The 19,514-nt window shown below is 69.0% G+C and carries 18 protein-coding genes and 1 pseudogene; 10 read left to right on the top strand and 9 right to left on the bottom strand.

Going from position 1 to position 19,514, the window contains the following annotated elements; translation table 11 throughout:
* Positions 1 to 186: 186 nt before the first annotated feature.
* Together ACFW6B_RS24135 and ACFW6B_RS24130 are read left to right on the top strand one after the other, a co-directional pair.
* Positions 187 to 687, top strand: coding sequence for a hypothetical protein (locus ACFW6B_RS24135; protein ID WP_386598620.1), 501 nt, complete (start codon positions 187 to 189; stop codon positions 685 to 687).
* A 140-nt stretch (positions 688 to 827) separates the two neighbouring features.
* A complete protein-coding gene (locus ACFW6B_RS24130) occupies positions 828 to 1,355 on the top strand; it encodes a hypothetical protein (protein WP_386598619.1) in 528 nt (175 codons plus the stop codon).
* 113 nt (positions 1,356 to 1,468) lie between these two features.
* Here ACFW6B_RS24130 and ACFW6B_RS24125 read toward each other — a convergent pair whose 3' ends face one another.
* From ACFW6B_RS24125 to ACFW6B_RS24110, 4 genes are all read right to left on the bottom strand, one after another.
* On the bottom strand, positions 1,469 to 2,479 hold the full coding sequence (locus ACFW6B_RS24125; RefSeq protein ID WP_386598618.1) for a HEAT repeat domain-containing protein: 1,011 nt from the start codon (positions 2,477 to 2,479) through the stop codon (positions 1,469 to 1,471).
* A gap of 3 nt (positions 2,480 to 2,482) precedes the next feature.
* Complete coding sequence (locus ACFW6B_RS24120) at positions 2,483 to 3,154, bottom strand: HEAT repeat domain-containing protein (protein WP_386598617.1); 672 nt, start codon at positions 3,152 to 3,154, stop codon at positions 2,483 to 2,485.
* 35 nt (positions 3,155 to 3,189) lie between these two features.
* Positions 3,190 to 3,804, bottom strand: coding sequence for a TIGR03086 family metal-binding protein (locus ACFW6B_RS24115; protein ID WP_386598616.1), 615 nt, complete (start codon positions 3,802 to 3,804; stop codon positions 3,190 to 3,192).
* A 102-nt stretch (positions 3,805 to 3,906) separates the two neighbouring features.
* Positions 3,907 to 4,545 carry a TetR/AcrR family transcriptional regulator gene (locus tag ACFW6B_RS24110; protein WP_386598615.1) on the bottom strand — a complete coding sequence of 213 codons (639 nt, stop codon included), beginning with the start codon at positions 4,543 to 4,545 and terminating at the stop codon, positions 3,907 to 3,909.
* A 142-nt stretch (positions 4,546 to 4,687) separates the two neighbouring features.
* Between ACFW6B_RS24110 and ACFW6B_RS24105 the strand changes: the two genes are divergently transcribed.
* A complete protein-coding gene (locus tag ACFW6B_RS24105; RefSeq protein ID WP_386598614.1) occupies positions 4,688 to 5,305 on the top strand; it encodes a chloramphenicol phosphotransferase CPT family protein in 618 nt (205 codons plus the stop codon).
* A gap of 21 nt (positions 5,306 to 5,326) precedes the next feature.
* Here the strand turns inward: ACFW6B_RS24105 and ACFW6B_RS24100 are convergent, their stop codons facing one another.
* Positions 5,327 to 7,516 (bottom strand): FG-GAP repeat domain-containing protein, encoded by a 2,190-nt coding sequence (locus ACFW6B_RS24100; RefSeq protein WP_386598613.1) that lies wholly within the window; start codon positions 7,514 to 7,516, stop codon positions 5,327 to 5,329.
* A 241-nt stretch (positions 7,517 to 7,757) separates the two neighbouring features.
* Between ACFW6B_RS24100 and ACFW6B_RS24095 the strand changes: the two genes are divergently transcribed.
* On the top strand, positions 7,758 to 8,633 hold the full coding sequence (locus tag ACFW6B_RS24095; RefSeq protein WP_386598612.1) for a PhzF family phenazine biosynthesis protein: 876 nt from the start codon (positions 7,758 to 7,760) through the stop codon (positions 8,631 to 8,633).
* A gap of 65 nt (positions 8,634 to 8,698) precedes the next feature.
* Here the strand turns inward: ACFW6B_RS24095 and ACFW6B_RS24090 are convergent.
* The 3 genes and pseudogenes from ACFW6B_RS24090 to ACFW6B_RS24080 form a co-directional block, all read right to left on the bottom strand.
* A pseudogene (locus ACFW6B_RS24090) lies at positions 8,699 to 10,066 on the bottom strand (IS256 family transposase).
* Positions 10,056 to 10,874, bottom strand: a complete 819-nt coding sequence (locus ACFW6B_RS24085; protein WP_386598611.1) for a thioesterase II family protein — start codon at positions 10,872 to 10,874, stop codon at positions 10,056 to 10,058. The pseudogene ACFW6B_RS24090 and the gene ACFW6B_RS24085 overlap by 11 nt, the downstream one beginning before the upstream one ends.
* A gap of 29 nt (positions 10,875 to 10,903) precedes the next feature.
* The gene (locus ACFW6B_RS24080; protein ID WP_386598609.1) at positions 10,904 to 11,593 is read right to left on the bottom strand and encodes a FadR/GntR family transcriptional regulator; all 690 of its coding nucleotides are present in this window, start codon (positions 11,591 to 11,593) and stop codon (positions 10,904 to 10,906) included.
* A gap of 187 nt (positions 11,594 to 11,780) precedes the next feature.
* Between ACFW6B_RS24080 and leuA the strand changes: the two genes are divergently transcribed.
* A complete protein-coding gene (gene leuA / locus ACFW6B_RS24075; protein ID WP_386598608.1) occupies positions 11,781 to 13,580 on the top strand; it encodes a 2-isopropylmalate synthase in 1,800 nt (599 codons plus the stop codon).
* 20 nt (positions 13,581 to 13,600) lie between these two features.
* Positions 13,601 to 14,386 (top strand): ABC transporter ATP-binding protein, encoded by a 786-nt coding sequence (locus ACFW6B_RS24070; protein ID WP_386598607.1) that lies wholly within the window; start codon positions 13,601 to 13,603, stop codon positions 14,384 to 14,386.
* A 54-nt stretch (positions 14,387 to 14,440) separates the two neighbouring features.
* Here the strand turns inward: ACFW6B_RS24070 and ACFW6B_RS24065 are convergent, their stop codons facing one another.
* Positions 14,441 to 15,298 carry a hypothetical protein gene (locus tag ACFW6B_RS24065; protein ID WP_386598606.1) on the bottom strand — a complete coding sequence of 286 codons (858 nt, stop codon included), beginning with the start codon at positions 15,296 to 15,298 and terminating at the stop codon, positions 14,441 to 14,443.
* 263 nt (positions 15,299 to 15,561) lie between these two features.
* Between ACFW6B_RS24065 and ACFW6B_RS24060 the strand changes: the two genes are divergently transcribed.
* The 4 genes from ACFW6B_RS24060 (at position 15,562) to ACFW6B_RS24045 (ending at position 19,482) form a co-directional block, all read left to right on the top strand.
* Complete coding sequence (locus tag ACFW6B_RS24060) at positions 15,562 to 16,791, top strand: MFS transporter (RefSeq protein WP_386598605.1); 1,230 nt, start codon at positions 15,562 to 15,564, stop codon at positions 16,789 to 16,791.
* Between the two features lie 196 nt (positions 16,792 to 16,987).
* Positions 16,988 to 17,356 carry a cupin domain-containing protein gene (locus ACFW6B_RS24055; protein ID WP_386598604.1) on the top strand — a complete coding sequence of 123 codons (369 nt, stop codon included), beginning with the start codon at positions 16,988 to 16,990 and terminating at the stop codon, positions 17,354 to 17,356.
* A 63-nt stretch (positions 17,357 to 17,419) separates the two neighbouring features.
* Positions 17,420 to 18,955 (top strand): AMP-binding protein, encoded by a 1,536-nt coding sequence (locus ACFW6B_RS24050; protein ID WP_386598603.1) that lies wholly within the window; start codon positions 17,420 to 17,422, stop codon positions 18,953 to 18,955.
* Between the two features lie 62 nt (positions 18,956 to 19,017).
* Positions 19,018 to 19,482, top strand: a complete 465-nt coding sequence (locus ACFW6B_RS24045; RefSeq protein WP_386598602.1) for a hypothetical protein — start codon at positions 19,018 to 19,020, stop codon at positions 19,480 to 19,482.
* The last annotated feature ends 32 nt before the right edge of the window (positions 19,483 to 19,514 follow it).

Here is a 19,514-nt window from a genome sequence, read left to right as displayed (position 1 = left end):
CTGACCGGTGCGGAGCAATGGATCGGCTGACCGGAAGTCCAGCACCACTCACGATGGTAGGCAAGCGGTCGCGGCGCGGGCATCGGGGCGAATCCCTAGGTGACGCCGGGACGCCCGGCCGGTGCGTACGGCAGGCGTACCCGGCTGTGGGGCGAACCTTGGCCGGCACGGCACTAGGATCCGGTCATGCCGTCCCGGAATCAGCCAGCGGTCCTCGTGGACCAGCAGTTGTCGATCGTCGACAGCATGACTTCTCTGCCCTTTCCCGAGAGGGAAGGGCGGCCGGGAGCGGACGGCCGGTGGGGCGGTCCCGGGTTCCACCTGGCCGTGCTCAGGGAGAGCCGGGACTTCTGGGAGGACCGGAGCACCGAGGTCGTGGAGGCGGCGGAGCGGGAGCTGGAAGCGGACCTCGAGGCTCTCGCCGCCGTCCTGACGAACCGCTGGGGTGCCCCGGAAACGGTCGATCTGTGGCCGTATCTCGGACTCGACGACGGCGGCGGCCCCGCCCCCGACGCCACGATCCGCGAGCCGCCCGGCTTCCTGTGCCTCGTCGCCGGGAGCATGCGGCTGTGGAGGCCACCGGACTCGGAGCGTTGGGTCGGCCTGACCATCGGCCAAGCCGACCCGGAGTGGCAGTTCCAGCTCCTGGCGGCAGTCGGTGAGGTGTCCTCGCCCGCCCGCCGCTGATCCCGCCGCTCGGACAGGACCTCGTCGTGCGGCGATCGGCGCAGCGACACCACCTGGGCGGGCGACGGTGTGGCACGAGCGGTTGCGCGGTTCCTGCGGTCGTGTTCGAACCCGACGGAACACATGCGAAGGAACGATCCGTGAACCGCACGGTCGCCAGGGCCGCCGCACTGCTCGCCTCCGTCCTCGTAGCCCTTCCCGGCACCGTCGCCGCCGCGGCCGACGAGGACGACGGCCCCCTGATCGTCATCACCGACGTGCACCAGCACGCGGGGGGCGACATCATCAATGCCGGTCACGACAACGTCGTCGGCTCCGGGAACGGGAACGGGGCCCGGACGCCGGGCGTCGGCGCCCCGGGAGCGACCTCGGCGGCCGTGCGCATCACGACGGGTCCCCGCCTGCCCTTCGCCGGAGTGCGGCTCGCCTCGCAGGAGGGCAGCGGCGAATACCCCCAGGTCGTCCACCCGAACTACAGCGTCATCGTCCCGACCGACGGTCCCTCCACGGCCGTGTACCGCTCGGAGGGCGGTGCCGGGCAGGTCCGTGTCACCGCGACCGTCGACGCGGACGGCGGGGTCAGGCCGAACTGCGCCTCCGAAGGCAACCTGGACTGCCGTGTCGAGTTCGACGCGCAGGGCCAGTACCTCGTCGTCGACGGCCGCTGAGGGAACGAACCCGGCGACGGGGCCGTGTCCCTCGGCCGTGCCGGACCACAGCCCCGCCGCGACCGCTCGACGACCGCTCCTCCTCGGCCCCGAGGCCGCCGTGGGGGCGAGTGTCACCCAGCGTCGCGCAGGTGGAGGAGATACGCGGCCGTCAGCGCCACGGCGCGGTCCGAGTCCTTCGACAGTTCCACGAGCGCCTCCGACGTCCTCGTTCCCGGGATGCCCGCCAGCGCCTGGGTCAGCCGTCCGCGTGCGGGTGCTTCCGTGGTGGGGAGGGCGAGACGGTCGAGGAGCCTGTTCGCGAGCCGGTCCGCCGCGTCGGCGTCGCTCGCCAGCACGCCGAGCGCGTCCGCCGCCTCCGTGTCGTTGCGCCCCTCCACGATCATGTCGACGAGCGTCGGGACCGCGTCGGCCACGCCCCGTGCCCCGAGCGCGAGGGCCGCGTGCCCGCGGACCACGGCGTCGGGATGGGCGAGGGCGGTCCGCAGATGCGTGGTGGCCTCGGCGCCGGGCATCTCGGCGAGTGACTGGACGGCGCGTTCCCGTACCGCGGCCGACGGCGCGCCCAGGCCCTCCGCGAGCAGCTCCGGTCCGCGGTCGCCGGAGCGCGCCAGTGCCCAGCGAAGGGCCCCCGCGACGTTCGGCTCCGTCTCGCTCAGCACCGCCTCGACCAGGGCCTCCACGGGCAGCGGGACCTCGCCGGCCGGCGACAGCGACAGTGCCGCGCGCTGCCGTGCGTCGGCGCTCTTCGAGGCCAACGCCTGAAGGAGCGCGACCACTTGGAGCACGTCCTCCCAGTCGGTGGGTTCCACGGCACGGATCCTGCGCAGCCGCGTGAGCAACTCGGTCTCCGCCGCGATGCGTTCGCGTGTCTGATCGATGAGATCCGCTACGAGCGACGAGGGCGTGAAACCGGGATCGTCGAGCGCGCGCCCGATCTCGCGCAGCGAAAGCCCCAGGGACCGCAGGCTCTCGACGTGGAAGATCCGCCGGATGTCCTCACCGGAGTACTCCCGGTAGCCGGAGCCGGTGCGCCCCGAGGGGCGCACCAGACCGAGCGACTCGTAATGCCGCAGCATGCGGGCGCTGACACCGGACCGTCGCGCCACCTCACCGATCAACACGCCCTATCGTCCCTCCTGGCCGGGCCCGCCCTGGACCGCGACGCGCTTCGCCTCCTCGATCGCCATCTCGAATCCGGCGTCCGGGTCACGCAGCAGCCGCTGTGTGGCGAGCGCGTGCGCACGGACGAGCGGGTCGGGCGCCGTCGTCGCGGCGAGCAGGACCGGCGCGATCGCGTCTCCCAGCGCGACGAGGGCCTGGCTGAGACTCAGCCGCGTCTCCCGCCCGCCGCGCCCGAGCTGGGTCGCCAACAGCGTGGCCAGCGCGGCTTCCCGGCCCGCGGGCACGAGGACGACCGCGGTGCGCCAAGCACTCCGTGCGACCTCGTCGTCGGCGTCGTGCAGCAGGGCCGGTGTGATCGCCGGCCATGCCCGACCGTCCCCGATCTTGGACAGCGTGTGCAGTGCCTGGCTGCGTGCCTGCGCGCCGTCCGAGCGGACTTCGGCGAGCAGCGCGGGAAGTGTCATGGACACGGGGTGGCGGGTGAGCGCCCAGGTGAGCATGTCGCGGACGAAGAACTCGGGCTCGACCGCGCAGCGCCGGACGAGACCGGGGACGAAGCGCGGGTCGGGCGCCGTGCCGACCGCCATCGCCGCCCGGAGCCGCGCGGACGAGCTGCCGCTTTCCAGCTCCCGGAGCATTCGTGCCGTGTCGGCGTCCTGTTCAGTGATTGTCATCGAGACCACCTCCTGGGCACACAGTGAAGGCCTTGTCACGGTGTCAAGGTCAAACCCCACCGGTGCGGATCCCGGCCCAGCAGGCGCAGGATCTCGTCGAGCGGTCCCGACCCGCCGGGCACGTCCAGCGCCGGGGCGAAGGCGTTCCCGGGGCCGCGGACGGCCGGATCGTCCGGGACGCGTCGGGCTGTGGCGAGTGCCGCGCCGAGGACGTCGTCGGAGAGTTCCAGTCGCACTCCCAGGGCCGCGGCGACGTCCCAGGCGTGAACCGTGTAGTCGACGAGGTGGAAGCGGACGGCCAGCCGTCCGGGAAAGGTCCCGCCCAGTTCCGGGAGGGCGAACTCCCTTTCCTTCACGCCCGGTTCGGCGAAGGCCGCGAGTACGGCCGTTGCGGCGGCCCGGTGGACGCGGGCCGGCTCGTCCAGGTCCCGCGGCTCCTGCCAATGTGTCGCCTCGAGTCCCGCTCCGCGTGCCGCCGCCGCGAATCCGAGGTGCTGTGCGGTCATGTGCGCCACGAGCCGCCGAAGGTTCCAGCCCGCGCAGGGGGTGTCCCGGTCCCAGTCCGTGTTCTCCGCCAGTTCCACCACTCGCAGGGCCTCGTGCACGGCGATCCGGTCGAGTTCGACGATGTCCGTACCGGTGACAGTCATGGTGTGACGATAAAACTGTGCGACCGGTCGTGCTATTAGTTTTCCGGCCACCCGGACTTCTCGGTCCCTCGGGCTTCTCAGCACCTCGGATCCCTCGGACCCTCAGGAGCCTCGGGGCGCGGACGTTCCTTCCGCCGATGCGCTCCGCAACCGGTTCGTGATGGCCGCCCGGGCCCGGTGATAGGCGGTCTCCTCGTCGTGCAGCACCGAGACGGCGTTGGCCGCTTCCATCAACGCGATGAGTTCGAAGGCGAGTTGGGGGACATCGGTGTCAGCACGCAGGTCGCCGCCCGTGCGGGCCTCGTCGATTGTGCGCTCCATCAGGACCGTCCACGCCCGGTGGGCCGACACGACCGCGTCGTGCACCGGCCCGGACCGGGCGTCGAACTCGGCGATGACCCCGTAGAAGAAGCAGCCGCCCGGGAAGACCCGCCCGCGCGAGTACTCGAGCCACGACTCGCACAGCCGCCCCACCCGTTCGGCGCCCGCCGGGACCTGTTCGGAGGGCCGGATCACCCGCTCGGCGAAGATCCGCCCGGCTTCGCGCACGGTCGCGAGCTGAAGCTCCTGCTTGGATCCGAAGAGCGCGAACACCCCGCTCTTGCTGAGGCCCAGCTCGGTCGCGAGCCGTCCCGTGGACAGCGCCTCCAGTCCTTCGACCGACGCGATGTCGACCGTCCGGCGAAGCACCGACCGCCGGGTGCGATCGCCCCGCTCGAGCCGCCCGTCGGGCCGGGTCATGCCCGTACTCCCCGGTGCGGCGCGGGCTCGGAGGCTTCGTCTCGCGCACGGGCTCCGAGGGGCACCGGGCTGCCGCCGGGGGATGTCGAATCGCGGTTCACGGCAGACCACTCTAGGGCGACGGCCGTGTGATCATGCCCGTATGACAGCCGGCCGCATCATCTTCCTCAACGGCACGTCCAGTTCGGGAAAGTCGAGCATCGCCCGTGAACTGCTCGACGTCCTCGACGACGGTGTCTTCTTCCACTTGGCGGTGGACGGCTTCAACGCGATGCGGACCAGGCGAAGCCTCGGAGCGGAGGAACTCGAATCCGCGCTCCGGCGGACCCGGATGGGCTTCCACCGCTCGATCGCGGCCATGTCCGAGGTCGGCAACGACGTCGTCGTGGACCATGTGCTCAGCGAGCGGTGGCGGCTGCTCGACTGCCTGTCGGTCCTTCCCGCCGAGGACGTGCTGTTCGTGGGCGTCCACTGTCCGTTGGACGAACTCGTACGTCGGGAACAGGCGCGCGGAGACCGTCCGCAGGGCCTGGCCGCGCACCAGTACGACCTCGTGCACCGGCACGGCGACTACGACCTGGAGTGCGACACGAGCACGTCGAGCCCGCGCGAATGCGCTGAAAGGATCAAGGACTTCCTTCCGCGTCGGCCCCGCCCCACCGCCTTCGTCCGTCTCCGCGGTCGCTGCCTGCCGGGAAGCGACGACCTGGACCGAATCCCGCTTCGGGGCTGGGGCGCCGGGGTGGCCGACGCCCCGTGACCGCAGTGACGCGTGGACGTGTCAGGCGAGTGACGCCCAGGACTTCCAGTACGTCGGATCCCCCGCCTGGACACGGCTCTTGAAGGTGCCCGTGCCCGTTCCCGCGTTGAGCCAGAGGTTGTCGGAGGTGTCGCGGGAGACGAGGTCGTTCCTGCCGTCGCCGTCGACGTCGCCCGCGCCGATGACGTCCTTGTAGGTGCGGCCCCAGTCCTTGAACACCTGGACGCGGTCCTTGAGTCTGCCGGTGCGCGTGCCGTTGTAGCGCCAGAGCTTTCCGGAGCCGTCGAGGGCGAGCACGTCACCGAGCCCGTCGCCGTCGAGGTCGCCGGCGCCGATGACGCGCTTGTAACCCGTCCAGGCGGAGCGGATCCTCACGCGCGGCAGGAAGCCGTCGGTGCCGTTGTGGGCGTACAGGTAGAGGTCACCGGAGGCCTTGTCGCGGGCCAGCAGGTCCGGGCGGCCGTCGCCGGTCTGGTCTCCGCCGGAGAGCAGGGTGTCGTACGCGCTCCAGTCCCGCGACAGCCGCCGGTAGGCGGAGTCGGGCGCGGGCAGGCCGCCGCACACGGGGGTGTAGAGCCTCGCCTCGCCGCCGGGCATCCGTACGACGAGGTCGTTGCAGCGGTTCCCGTCGAAGTCGCCGAACGGCACGATCCGGGTCTCCTCCGCCCAGGGCCGCGCCTGGAACGTGCGGAGCGGGTTGGCGCCGTCCTGCGTCAGCAGGTTCATCGTGTCGCTGCGGCCGGTGCCCAGGACGTCCGAGCGGGTGCTGTCGGCGTAGTCGTGCCACTTGGGCAGGGCACGGGCGGCCGTGGTCGCGGTGAACGCGACGGGCGAGGAGCCGTCGGCCGCGGACTGCGTCCAGACCGCCACCGGGCGCCCCTTGTCGTCGGTCGCCACCCGGCCCGCGCTGGTGGTCCCGTCCGTCAGGGAGTTGAGGGTGCGCGGCTTGGACGCACTGCCGACGCCGACGGTCTGGGCGACGAAGTCGCGCCGGACCGTGCGGCCCGAGACGAAGCGCTTCTGGGTGTACGTGACGACCAGCGAACCGTCCGCCGTCCGGGTGCTGGAGAACGAGCCGGCCTCGGTGTCACCGGCCAGGTCCTGCGGTGCCTTCCAGCCGCCGCCGGTCGCGGGGCGCGTGGCGACGGCCGGGCCCCTGGAGCCCGAACCGACCGCCGTGACATCGCCGTTCGGGGCGGTGAGCAGCTCGGCGGGGCGGGTGCCGTTCGAGTAGATCCCGGTGCTCTCGGCCGGACCCCAGTTCGCCGCCCCGGCCGCCTTGCGGGCGTAGTTGTTGAAGGAGAGCAGCTGGAAACCGCCCTGGGGGTGGGCCGCGAGCGTGACGAGCCGGGGCTTCTCACCGAGCTGTGGCAGATCCCGCGGGGCGGTCCAGGAGGCCGAACCGGCCGCCTTCTCCAGGTACTTGTAGTGCCACTGGTACGCGGTGGGGTCCGGGTCGACCCCGTCCCCCGTGTAGTAGCTGTCCCCGCCCCAGACCAGCCCGAGGGCACCGTCCTCGGCGACGGCGAGGCGCAGGTCCCGCATGTGGAAGTCGTAGACGTTGTCGGGCCGGACGATCGGCTCGGGGAGCCGGTCGAGGACCGTGGGCGCGGACCAGGCGCCCGTCGGCCCGGGGCGCTCGGCCACGGTGAGCCGGTGGTCCCCGTCCATCCAGGCGACGGCCTGGCGGCCGGTGGGGCCCGCCGCGACAGTGGTGACGGCAGTTCCCCGGTAGTGGCCGTCGACGGCCGGGGAGCCGGTCGCGACGACCTCCGCGGGCCCGAAGGCGGTGGCGTCGGGTGCCAGCCGGGACATCCGCAGCGTGCCGCTCGTCGCGTCCGTGGCCTTCTCCCACCACAGGAGGACGAGGGCGCCGTCGTCCGTGCGGTGGAGCGTCGCGCCGGGGGCGGGCTCGACGGAACCCCAGGCCGAGCTGCCCGCGGCCCTGACCGAGAGGACGGTCCTGCCGCCCTGCTCGAAGAGTCCCGCCAGGGTGCCGCCCCGCGACGACTGGAGGTCGATCACCCGGGTGACGCCGGGCAGTTGCTTCGGCGTGGCCCAGGGACCTGACCCCACGGCGACCGCGGCGGCGGCAGCATTGCTCGTGGTCGCGGCGGTGGACGGGACCGCGTGGGCGCACGGCGCGGTCACCGTCAGCGCGAACACGGGAACCAGCGCGCTCCCCAGAAGCGCGCGCGAATGCATGATCATGTGGAAGGCCCCCCCAGGCTTGGTCTCATGAAGTGGTCGCAGCGTATATCAGCCATGAACACGGCAATCGGTGCACCCTGCCGCACCCTCGCACGTGGGCGCCGCGCACGCCCACGTGGGGCGCGGGACACGGCGGACGCTTCGCGGTGCGGTCCGCGGCCGCCGGGATCCGGCGCCGGGGAAGTTCTTCCGCCGAGTCAACTCCCGGGAACAACCGCCGGATGCGCCGCGTTCCACGATCATGACAACGAACGCGCCGCGTCCCGAGATACTGCGCTACACCGCCTTCTCCAGCACCCCCGACGGCGGAAACCCCGCCGGCGTCGTCCTGGACGCCGCGGCCCTGGACGACGGCGACATGCTGGCCGTCGCCGCCGACCTCGGATACTCGGAGTCCGCGTTCCTGACCGCACCCCCCGAGGGTCTCGGCGGTCAGGAGGGACGCGCCTACACCGTCCGTTACTTCAGCCCGAAGGCCGAGGTGCCGTTCTGCGGGCACGCCACGGTCGCCACCGCCGTCGCGCTGGCCGAGCGGATCGGGCCCGGTGAGCTGGTGTTCGCGACGCCCGCCGGCGTCGTGCCGGTGGAGGTCACCCAGGAGAACGGGACGGTCCGGGCCACGCTCACCAGCGTCGAGCCGCACATCGAGGAGATCGCCGACGCCGACCTCACGGAGGCGCTCGCCGCGCTCGACTGGCCGGCCGGCGATCTCGACCCCGCCTTCCCGCCCCGCGTCGCTTTCGCCGGCGCCCGCCACCTCGTACTGGCGGCGGCGACGCGCGCCCGACTCGCGGATCTCGCGTACGACTTCGCACGCCTCGAAGCCCTGATGCACCGCCTGGACCTGACCACGGTCCAGCTGGTCTGGCGGGAGTCGGCCACCGTCTTCCACGTCCGTGACCCCTTCCCCGTCGGCGGTGTCGTCGAGGACCCGGCGACCGGTGCCGCGGCCGCCGCGTTCGGCGCGTACGCCCGTGAACTCGGCCTGGTCCCCGAGGACGCCGTCCTCACCCTCCACCAGGGCGAGGACCTGGGCCGCCCCGGCGAACTCACGGTGACACTGCGCGCGGGCGACCCCCGTGTCCGCGTCGGCGGCGCGGGGACGCGCATCGGCTGAGCGGCCGCGGCGAACCGCGGGGACCGGGACTGCCAAACGAGTCGTGCAACTGGGGTAGTTGAGGGTTACTGGCGGGCGGCTGAGAGGCGGCCGTCGAAGGTGGTGTCGAAGGCGTTCGGTGCGGTCTTCCAGCGCATGGTCCAGCGGGCCTGGCCCCTGCCGGTGGGATCGAGCGACATGATCGCCGCGTAGACGCACTTCAGCGCGGCCTGCTCGTTGGGGAAGTGCCCGCGGGCCTTGACCGCCCGCCGGATGCGCGCGTTGACCGACTCGATCGCGTTCGTCGTGCAGACGATGCGCCGGATCTCGGTGTCGAAGCGCAGGAACGGGGTGAACTCCCCCCAGACTCCGTCCGGGGGCACCCCCACCCACGTGTTCTCCCAGAGTTTCACGATCGCCGGATACTTCCTGCCCCGGGCGTTGGCGAACTCCGCGAACCGCTCCAGGGCGGCCTCCTCGGTCGGCGCCGTGAGACGGACTTGAGAAGCTTGGCGATCTTGTCTCAGTGCTGACGGGCGGCATAGCGGAAGGAGTTCCGCAGCAGGTGGACCACGCACGTCTGCACGATCGTCCTGGGCCAGACCGTCTCCACCGCCTCGGGCAGGTCCTTGAGCCCGTCGCGGACGAGGATGAGGACGTCACTGACGCCGCGGTTCTTGATCTCGGTGAGGATGTGCAGCCAGTGCTTGGCGCCCTCGCCGCCGTCGCCGGCCCACAGCCCCAGGATCTCCCGCCGGCCCTCGGCGGTGACGGCCAGGGCCACGTAGACGGGCCGGTTGGCGACCGCGCCGTCGCGGATCTTGGTTCTGTCGACGATCTTGTGATCCGGATGGTCTGCCTCATTGTGCGAGCAGGACGCGTTTGCGAAGGAGATCACTGGATAGACGGCGTCGAGGGGGCGGCTCTGCCATTCGGCCATGCCCCTCGAGGACCTGGTCGGTGATGGTGGAGATGGTCTGGAGGGAGACCTCGGTGCCATAGACCTCCGCGAGGTGGGCCTGGACCTCGCCGGTGGTCAGACCCTTCACGGCCAGTGAGATGACCATCTCGTCGACACCGGTCAGGCGCTTCTGCCGCTTCTTGACGATCCTCGGCCCGAAGGAGCCGTCCCGGTCGCGGGGCACGGTGATCTCCACCGGGCCGACGTCGGTCAGCACCGTCTTGGAGCGTTTGCCGTTGCGGGAGTTGCCGCCGTCCTTACCCGCCGGACCGTGCTTGCCGTAGCCGAGGTGGTCGGTGATCTCGCCCTCCAGGGCGGACTCCAGCAGCCGCTTGGTCAGATGCTGCAGCAGCCCGCCCCCACCGGTCAGCCGCAGCCCCCTGGCCTGGGCCCGGTGCACCGGCTCGTCGATCAACTGGTCGTCCACGGCCTTCACCGACACGGCCTTCGAGGGCTCGACGGCTCCGGACTCGGACACGTTCTCACTGGTCATCGATGCATCTTCCATGACCGGGAGTTACACCGAACGTCTTGCAGTCCCGATCAGTGGTCATGACGCAGCGCAAGATGTCGGCAACTTCCCCGGTGTGCTCGTTGGTGAAGAAGTGCCCCCCAGGGAGCGCGTGCACTCGCAACGTCGAGGACGTGTGCTGCTGCCATGCCTGTACGTCCAGGGAGTTGGTGAGCGGATCCGTGGTCCCCATGAGAGCGATGATGGGACAGTTCACAGCCGAGTCGGCTTCGGGGCGGTAACGGCTGTGCGCCATGAGGTCACTGGATATGACGGGCAGGAACATTCGACGGAGCAGCGGATGATCCAGAAGGCTGGCATCGGCACCGCCCAGCGATCTGATCAGCTCGACCAGCGGCTCGTCAGGGTCCTTTGAGCCATCGTCGACGGGGTCGAAGGCAGGCAGCCTCATACGAGAAGGAGCAGGATGCCCGGAGACCACAAGGACGGTCTGCCGCTGGTCAGGCACTCGTAGGACGACCTCGTAGGCCACCGCCGCCCCCAGGCTGTGACCGAAGAAGATCACCGGTCCGCCCCGGCCTACCCGGGCGAGTGCTTCAGCCACCTGATCCGCGAGGACGTGGACATCTGCGAAAAGGGGTTCTTGCTGGCGTTCCGCGCGCCCGGGGTACTGGACACACGCCGTCCGCGCCACGTCGGCCAGCTGCGCCGCCAGGTGCTGATAGGAGCCGGCGGAGCCGCCTGAGTGCGGGAAGAAGAGGACCGTCCAGGGCGTGGTGGGCGCTGCAGAGACGGGAAAATACCGTATCCACGGTTCGGCGTCGAGCATGACTACCGTTCTCCGAAGGGCGGACGAGGTCAGAGGGAGTGGAGCAGGGCGAGAGTTTGCTCGAGCTCGTCCCGCAGCGCGCGTCCGGCCGCCTCGGCGTCCCCCTGCACCACGGCGTCGATCAGTACGGTGTGCCCCTCGTCGCCGTGGTTCGGGTCGTCGGAGCGCAGGTCGAGCAGCTCGACCAGATCGAGCAGCCGACGTTGCAGCACAGGTACGAACTCGATGAACAATCCGGTGAGCACCGGGTTGTGCGCCGCGACGACCACGGCCTCGTGCAGGGCGATGTCGGCCTCGACGAACTCGGCATTGCCGGCGTTCCCGGCGTCGCGGCGCCTGGCCAGGGCATCATGCAGGGCGGCGATGTCGTCGTCGGTTCGGCGCTGCGCGGCCAACTGCGCGGCTTCGACCTCGACGAGCATGCGGACCTCGTAGACATCGGTGATGACTGCCTGGCGGAGTTGGGTGGCCCAGTCCTCCTTGGGCTTGGCCGCGATGACGAAGACACCGGCTCCCTGGCGTGCCTGCACCAGACCGGCGCCGGCCAGTGCCCGCAGGGCTTCACGAACGGTTGAGCGCCCCACGCCAAGGGACTTGGCCAGAGTGGTCTCGCCGGGGAGCTTCGTCCCGACGGCCCATTCGCCTCCGGTGATCTGTTCACGCAGGTGTTCAGTAGCTTGCTCGACCAAAGGGGACGGCCGCAACGCACCTAGTGACATGTGAAATTCACCTTCCCGCGCCTCTCGGGTTGTCTGAGGAGCTGAGTTGTCGTTACTGTACCCCCATGCTGCTGCACGAGCTTCTTCTCCTCGGTTGCCGCTGCGGGGTCTGACACGACCGGCACCCCGCAGCGGGGTACCGGGCTGTGCCGGTCATCGTATGGCCGACTGAAAGAAGTTCTGCACGATGGCTTCCTCCTTCCAGAACGCGGTGTTTCCCACCCTGCGCACTCCCTCCGGTGGCATCCCGGCTGATGCGCCCCGGTGGAACCCCCAGCGCCCGAGCGCGATGCCCCATCACCGCTACCAGCCCGCAGAGCGGCGGGTCGCCCTGCCCCTGACGGACAGGACCTGGCCGTCGCGCCGGCTCGAGCGGGCTCCGCTGTGGGTGCCGGTCGACCTGCGCGACGGGAACCAGGCCCTGGCCGAGCCGATGGACACGGAGCGCAAGCGCCGGATGTTCGACCTCTTAGTCACCATGGGCTTCAAGGAGATCGAGGTCGGTTACCCCTCGGCCAGCCAGACCGACTTCGACTTCGTGCGTCACCTGGCCGACAGCGGCGCTGTCCCCGATGACGTGACCGTCTCCGTGTTCACCGCGGCCCGCCAGGACCTGATCGACCGGACCGTCGCCTCCGTCGAGGGGCTCCCGCGCACCCTCGTGCACCTCTACACCGCGACCGCCCCCACGTGGCGGGACGTGGTGTTGGGCCGCTCCCGCGCCGAAGTCCACGAGCTGGTCCGGGATGCCGCCACCTACCTGATGCGCCGTGCCGAAGAACGGCCGGGTGCCGACATCCGGTTCGAGTTCTCCCCAGAGGTCTTCAACCTCACCGAGCCGGACTTCGTCCTGGACGTGTGTAACAGCCTGACCGAGCTGTGGGAAGCGAGTCCGGACCGGCCGGTGGTCCACAACCTGCCCGCGACGGTGGAGATCGCCACTCCCAATGTCTACGCGGACCAGATCGAGTACATGAACCGCAACCTGGCGCGCCGCGAGTCCGTGATTCTGTCGGTCCACCCGCACAACGACCGCGGCACCGGCGTCGCCTGTGCCGAACTCGCCGTCCTGGCAGGGGCGCAGCGCGTGGAGGGCTGCCTGTTCGGCAACGGCGAGCGCACCGGGAACGTCGACCTGGTGACCCTGGCGCTGAACCTGTACGCACAGGGCGTGAACCCCATGATCGACTTCTCCGACATCGACGCGGTGCGCGAAGCGGTGGAGTACTGCAACCGGCTGCCGGTCCACCCTCGCCACCCCTACGGGGGCGACCTCGTCCACACGGCCTTCTCCGGCACCCACCAGGACGCCATCGCCAAGGGCATGGCCCACCATGCCAAGCAGGCCGCCGAGAAGGGCCTGCCCGTCGAGGAAGCTCCATGGGCCGTGCCGTATCTGCCCATCGACCCGGGCGACATCGGGCGCACCTACGAGGAAGTCATCCGCATCAACTCCCAGTCCGGCAAGGGAGGCATCGCCCACCTGCTGCACACCCACCACGGCCTGGACCTGCCCCAGACGATGCGCCCGGACTTCTCCAGCGCGGTCCAGCAGGTCACCGACGCCACCGGTCAGGAGCTGTCCCACAAGGAGCTGTGGGAGCTCTTCCGCACCACGTACATCACCCCGGCACTGGACGGCCCCGTCACCCTGGTGTCCTGGAGTGCCGCGGAACCAACTCCCGGCGAGCACCAGTTCACCTGCACACTGCACATCAGCGGACAGGAGCGCGCCTGCCGGGGCACCGGAAACGGGCCCCTGTCCGCCCTCGCCGATGCGCTCCGGAACGTCGGAATCACCGTCGACATCCTCAGCTACACCGAGCACTCCACCAGCACAGGACCGGGCAGTCCCGCCGTCGCATACGCCGAGTGTCGCGTGAACGAGGTCACCTGCTGGGGAGCGGGCTGGGATACCTCGGTTCTGACCGCATCGGTCCACGCCGTCATGTCCGCCGTCAACCGCTCCGGTCGGGCCTCCTCGTGAGCGGAGCCCCGGTACTCCGCGTGGAAGATGTGGCCGTCGTCCGCGACGGCAATCCGATTCTGCGTGAGGTATCGCTGACCGTACGAGCCGGTGAGCACTGGGCCCTGCTCGGCGCCAACGGGGCGGGCAAGAGCACCCTGCTCAGTCTCCTCGGGGCGCTCGCGCACCCCACTCGCGGCATCGTGGAGGTGCTGGGCCACCGGCTGGGGCGGGTCGACACACGGCAACTGCGTTCTTACGTCGGCCACGTGAACCCGCGGCACGATCTGCGCTCGCCCCTCAAGGTCGAGGACGTTGTCCTGACCGGACTGACCAACACCATCGAACGCGTGCCCCGCTGGGCCCCGACATCCGAGCAGGTCGCCGATGCCGATCGTCTCATCGGCCTGCTCGGCCTCGGTGATCGGCACAGTGCACGCTGGCCGACCCTGTCCCAAGGGGAACGGGGCCGTGCATTGATCGCCCGGGCTCTCATGCCCAGCCCGCAACTGCTGCTGCTCGACGAGCCCGCGACCGGCCTTGACGTCGCCGGCCGCGAGCAGCTCATCGAACGGATCGACATGCTTCAACACGCCTACCCGGATCTCGCATCGGTCCTGGTCACCCACCATCTGGAGGAGCTGCCTCCCGGGACGACCCATGTGATGCTGCTGCGTGACGGGCGTTGTCTGGCGTCCGGTCCCGCCGATGAGGTCCTGACCAGCGACCAGGTCAGCAAGTGCTTCGATCACCCCATTCTCCTCACCCGCGTCGATGGGCGTTGGAGTGTGAGGGCCAACCGCCCGGTCAAACCACAAGTCGGCTGAGAAGGTTGTCGCGGCGGTGCGCTCCCACCGGAGCACTCCGCCGCGTGCACTTCCTCAGGACAGCGACTTCTCGGCCTTCTCGACAGCCTCCTGAGCCTGACCCCAGTCCCCGTCGAAGTGATCGGCCAGGGCGTGAAGCCAGCGCTCGATCCCGAAACCGACACAGCTGGTGGACGCGGGGGCGCCGTTGGGCAGCGATATGGAGCATCGCTCACCGAAGAAGGTGTGGTGCGTGTTCACGGAGGCGATGGCCATGCCCTTGTACACGTACTCGTGTTTGACCGGGACGATCTGCTGGAAGGTGGCGCGTTCCCCGGACTGGTCGTAGAAGGGGTCGGAGGCCGCGCGGCGTTCCCATGGCAGACCGATCTCACCGGCCAGGGTCTCCAGGAAGTGGGCGGAGTGACCGAGGTGGGCCGTGACCTGGTCCGGGGTTCCCAGCGCCACGACCTCGCGCATCCGGAATGCCTTGAGCCGACGGAGTCCGTCGAAGTGATCCTCGTTACGGAAGCACTGCCCCAGCAAGGTCACCAGCTCTCCGCCCCCCGCCACCTGCCGACCCCTGAAGTGGAGGTACACCCCGTAGCAGGCGCTGGAGGGGAGTGCCAGACCGGCTGAGCGCAGTGAGCCGGGCGCGAACCCTCCCGAGGCGGCCTCCTGCTCGATCTGCTCGGTCCCTGCCGTGGCAACGTCCAGGGCCGAAGAGACGAGGGCGAGCTGAGGGAAGTTCCGGTAGACATCGAGCGTGGCGAGGTCAGCCACCGGCAACAACGGCGGCACAGTCAGTGCCGCCGCCCCCGAGCCGTGGGCCCAGCCTGTGCAGATACGGTCCAGCGTCCCGGCGAGCCGCGTTGGCTCCTCCTCCAGTGCAGCAAGTCCTTCTGACACCCGAACACGGGCGTTGATGCTCATCACAAGCTCCTTTGCGTGAATGCCTCGTCCGACAGGAAGGCCCGTCGGCAGCGGTGAGGGCGGCTTGCCGGCCGCCCGGGCATGCTGCGGTCTCTCTCGGGGCAGCGGGGAGCAGAGAGTGCACGGCGTGCGCGGCGAGCCCAACACCCCTCACGGGTAAGGACTTTCGATGCCTCGCAGCACTCGCTAAGGTAACACCTCAGAGGACCTGAGTACCTGAGGTCTATTGGGTATGCATCACGGCGAACAGGACAGACTTTTCGATGAAAAAAGGGCAACTCGGCTTCCTGGCCGGTACGCACGCGGTCAACGACCTGTATCAGGGAGCGATCCCCGCGATGCTGCCGTTCCTGATGTCCGAGCGTCACTACAGCTACGCGGCGATCTCCGGCCTGGCGTTTGCGTCCAGTGGCGTCTCCAGCCTGTTCCAGCCGCTCTTCGGCGTCCTCTCCGACCGAAAGCCGCGGACCTGGCTCGTACCGGCCGGATTCATCACTGCGGCCCTGGGGGTGGTGGCGGCCGGGCTGTCCGGCAACTACATGATCACCTGGCTCTGTGTCGCCTTGGCGGGGATCGGCATCGCGGCCTACCACCCGCCCGCGACGAGCCAGGCCCGTGCCGCCGGCGGCTCCTCACAGAAGGCCATGAGCATCTTCTCCGTAGGCGGAACCGTAGGCGGCTCCATCGCACCATCGCTGGTGACTCTCGTGATCGGATCGGCGGGATTCGACGGCAGTTACCTGCTGGCGGTCCCCGCCCTGGTCATGCTGTTCCTGTGGGGGCTCAAGGGGCCCTGGATGCGCCGGCAGGGCTACGTGGAGGCGACTCCGCTGGTGGTCGGTGCATCAGCGAGGTCGACGGCGAACCAGCCACGACGGTCGGACGACTGGCGCTCCTTCGCCCGCTTGGTGGTCGTCATCATCGGGTGGTCCATCCCCTTCGTCACGGTCACCTCGCTGGTGTCACTGCACGCGCAGCGTGATCTGGGCCAGTCCACAGCCGCAGGGGCCGCCACGCTGACCTCCTACACGGCGGCGGGAGCGGTGGGCACGCTGCTCGGCGGCTGGGTCGGCGACAAGTACGGCCGGATGACCTCGGTGCGGATCGGATACCTGGTGGCACTCCCCGCCTTGGTGGGCATCGCCTGGGCGCCGGCATTCCCCGTGCTCGTGGCAAGCACCGTCGTGTTCGGCACAGCCATGTTCCTGCCCTTCGCGGCACAAGTCACGCTCGCACAGGACTACTTGCCCAACCGTCCAGGGACGGCGAGCGGTCTGACTCTGGGGCTCGCCATGGCCGCAGGCGGCCTGTGTTCACCCGCGTTCGGGTGGTTGGCTGATTCGAGCGGCCTGCGGGCCGCCTTCTACGCACTGCTCCTCGTATTCGTCATCCCTGTCGTCATGGGGATGCGCCTTCCCGATCGCGTCCTGGACTCGCCCGACGGCCGGCCGGCGGAGCAGCGCGAGGCAGAAAATGCCGGAAGCCCACAATAGGAGTATCGGCCAACTTGCAACAGGGAACATCATGCAGCTCCCTAATGCGCTGCTCAATATTTGAGATGGCCATTGAAAGTAACTTCGCTGTTACGTAGCGTCTGGTCCAGCGAAGAAAGCATTCACCCGAAGCAATGCGTCACCGATGCAAAAACATCCACGATGTCCATCCTGTGTGTCAGCAAGGAGGAATCTGATGAAGATTAACTGGGATGACCACGAGGAACTGAAGGCCGAAGGAATCGCACTTTCACGGCGCTTCGCTTTCGGTCAGGAGATGTCCTGCCTGAAGGTGGTCGCCGACCAGTCCGGAGACCTGAACCTCCCGCCGCACTGGCATGAGAACGAGCAGTGGGTCGTGGTCACCGAGGGTTCGATCCGCTTCATCTGCGAAGGAACCGAGTACGAGCTCAACGCCGGCGACGTGGCCTACATACCTTCGCGTCAGCGCCACACGGCCACATTCGTCGGCGAGGAGGGCGCCGTTCTCATGGAATTCTCTGCTCCTCCGCGACTCGACCTCGCACCCGGTTCCATCCTTCCGTCGTCGATGAAATTCGACTGAATCCCGCCGATAACATTCACCGGTACGTTCACCGGCTATCACCACGCCGATGGAGGATCGACCGTGCGCAGCAGCATGTTCGGCAGGGCCAATGCAGAGATAACCATCCACGAAGCATTCGGACGGGTCGCACGCCAGTTTCCCGACCGGAACGCCATTGTCACCGCGAACAGTGCAGTGACCTACGCAGAACTCGCGAGCAAGTCCCGTCACATCGCCCGCGACTTGATCGGCCGCGGTATCCAGCCCGGCAGTATCGTCCCCGTGGCGGCCCGTAGGTCACCGGATCTGGCGGCCGTCATCCTCGGTGTGCTCATGGCCGGCGGGTCCTACGGCATCCTCGACGTGAGGTGGCCGCTCCCCCGCATCTCTCGGCTCCTGCGCAGCATGCACCCTCTGGTCGTGCTGGCGGACGCCACGGGTTCCAGCCTCCTCCGACAGGCGCAGATCAGTCACACAAGCTTCGAAGACCTGAAGCAGACGTCATCGGTCTCCGAGGCGTCGGCTGCCCTGCCGGATGTCCCGCCGGACGCCTGCGCGACCCTGTTCTGGACATCGGGGAGCACGGGCATCCCGAAGGCGGTCCTGTCGCCGCACCGGGCCACCACCAGGCTTTTCGCCCCGAACGGCTTCATGGACTTCGGCGAGCATCCCGTGATGATCAATGCGGCGGCGGTCGCCTGGGACGCCTTCACCCTGGAACTCTGGGGCATGCTGCTCAGCGGCGGTACCGCTGTTGTCCATGAGGACGATCTCCTCCTGCCGCCGGCGATCCGAGGCTACGTCCGTGGCTTCGGCGCCACCCACCTCTTCCTCACGCCATCGCTCTTCGACGTGATCGCGGGCGGCGACATCGACTGCCTGGCCGGGCTGCGCGCCGTGCTCCTGGGCGGCGACAGGCCGCCCCCTGCAACCTGCCGGAAGTTCCTCGACACCCATCCGGGCATCGAGTTGTACAACGGTTACGGCCCCGTCGAGTCCTGCGTGTTCGCAACGACCCATCGCGTCACCTTGGACGACACCGACACGGCCCTCGGTGTGCCGGCCGGCCTCCCCGTGCCCGGCACGGAACTGCATGTCATCCGCGACGGCGCCACGGTCCAGCGCGGTGAGATCGGCGAGGTCGCCATCGGAGGCTCGGGACTCGCCCTGGGTTATCTGGACGCTCCCGACCAGACAGCCGCAGTCTTCCAGCACATCACCGTCGACGGAAACAGGATCCCTGTCTACCTGACCGGGGACCAGGGCTGTATGGACCAAACCGGTGTCATGCATTTCGTCGGCCGCAAAGATGCGCAGGTAAAAATCGCCGGCCACCGAATCGAGCCGGCGGAAATCGAGTCGGCCGTCCGCTCTCTCGGAAGCATGAGATCGGTCGTCATGCCGATCCCCGACCGCAACGGAACACCGCGCATCATCCTGTTCGCCGAGGAGCCGGACAAGGCGATGACCGAACTGGAAATGCAGGGTCAACTCAGGGAGGCACTGCCCGCCTACATGGTGCCCTCGAAGGTGCACTTCGTCTCCTCGATGCCGCTCCTGGAAAACACAAAGATCAACAAGAGGGAGCTCTCGGACCGCTTCGGCTACACCTCCTGAGCACCCGCCCAGATTTCCGAACCACAGGTGCCAGACCCCGTGCACAGGCAAGGAATCAAATCTTGAGTACACAGAATCGCACGGAAGAGAAGTTCTCCGTCGCGCTCGAATCCATCCAGAGTAAGCGACGGATTGAACGAGTACAGGAGGCGGCGAACGCCCTCCTCGATCGCTATTCCGCGCAGCCCGACCCCGAAGAACGCCTGAAGCTGACCTTCGAGCTCATCCGACGAAACTTCACCCCGGAAATAGCCATTGTTTTCGGGAGCCTGGCCCTGGGCACCGACGGGCTGGTCGAACTTGCTGGTGCCGAAGCCGTATCTCCCGCGCCTCCTAGGGGACTCGGAGGCCAGACAATTTTCCACTGCAAAATATATGGGACCAGTGATAGAAGCGGATCGCTCACCGCGTTCTACACGGAACCCGGCTCCATGGGACTGACCAACGCCGAATGGCTCTCAGCGATGCGGCTGCTGGCCGGTATCAGCGGCCTGGGCGTCGGGGGGCGTGTGACATGCCCGGCGTAGCGACGATGGAGTCTCCGGCGAGTCTTCTGTCA

Source organism: Streptomyces sp. NPDC058751, assembly GCF_042746485.1.
GTDB lineage: Bacteria > Actinomycetota > Actinomycetes > Streptomycetales > Streptomycetaceae > Streptomyces.
The sequence above is the reverse complement of the archived record's forward strand: the minus strand, read 5'-3'. Positions and strand labels throughout refer to the sequence as shown.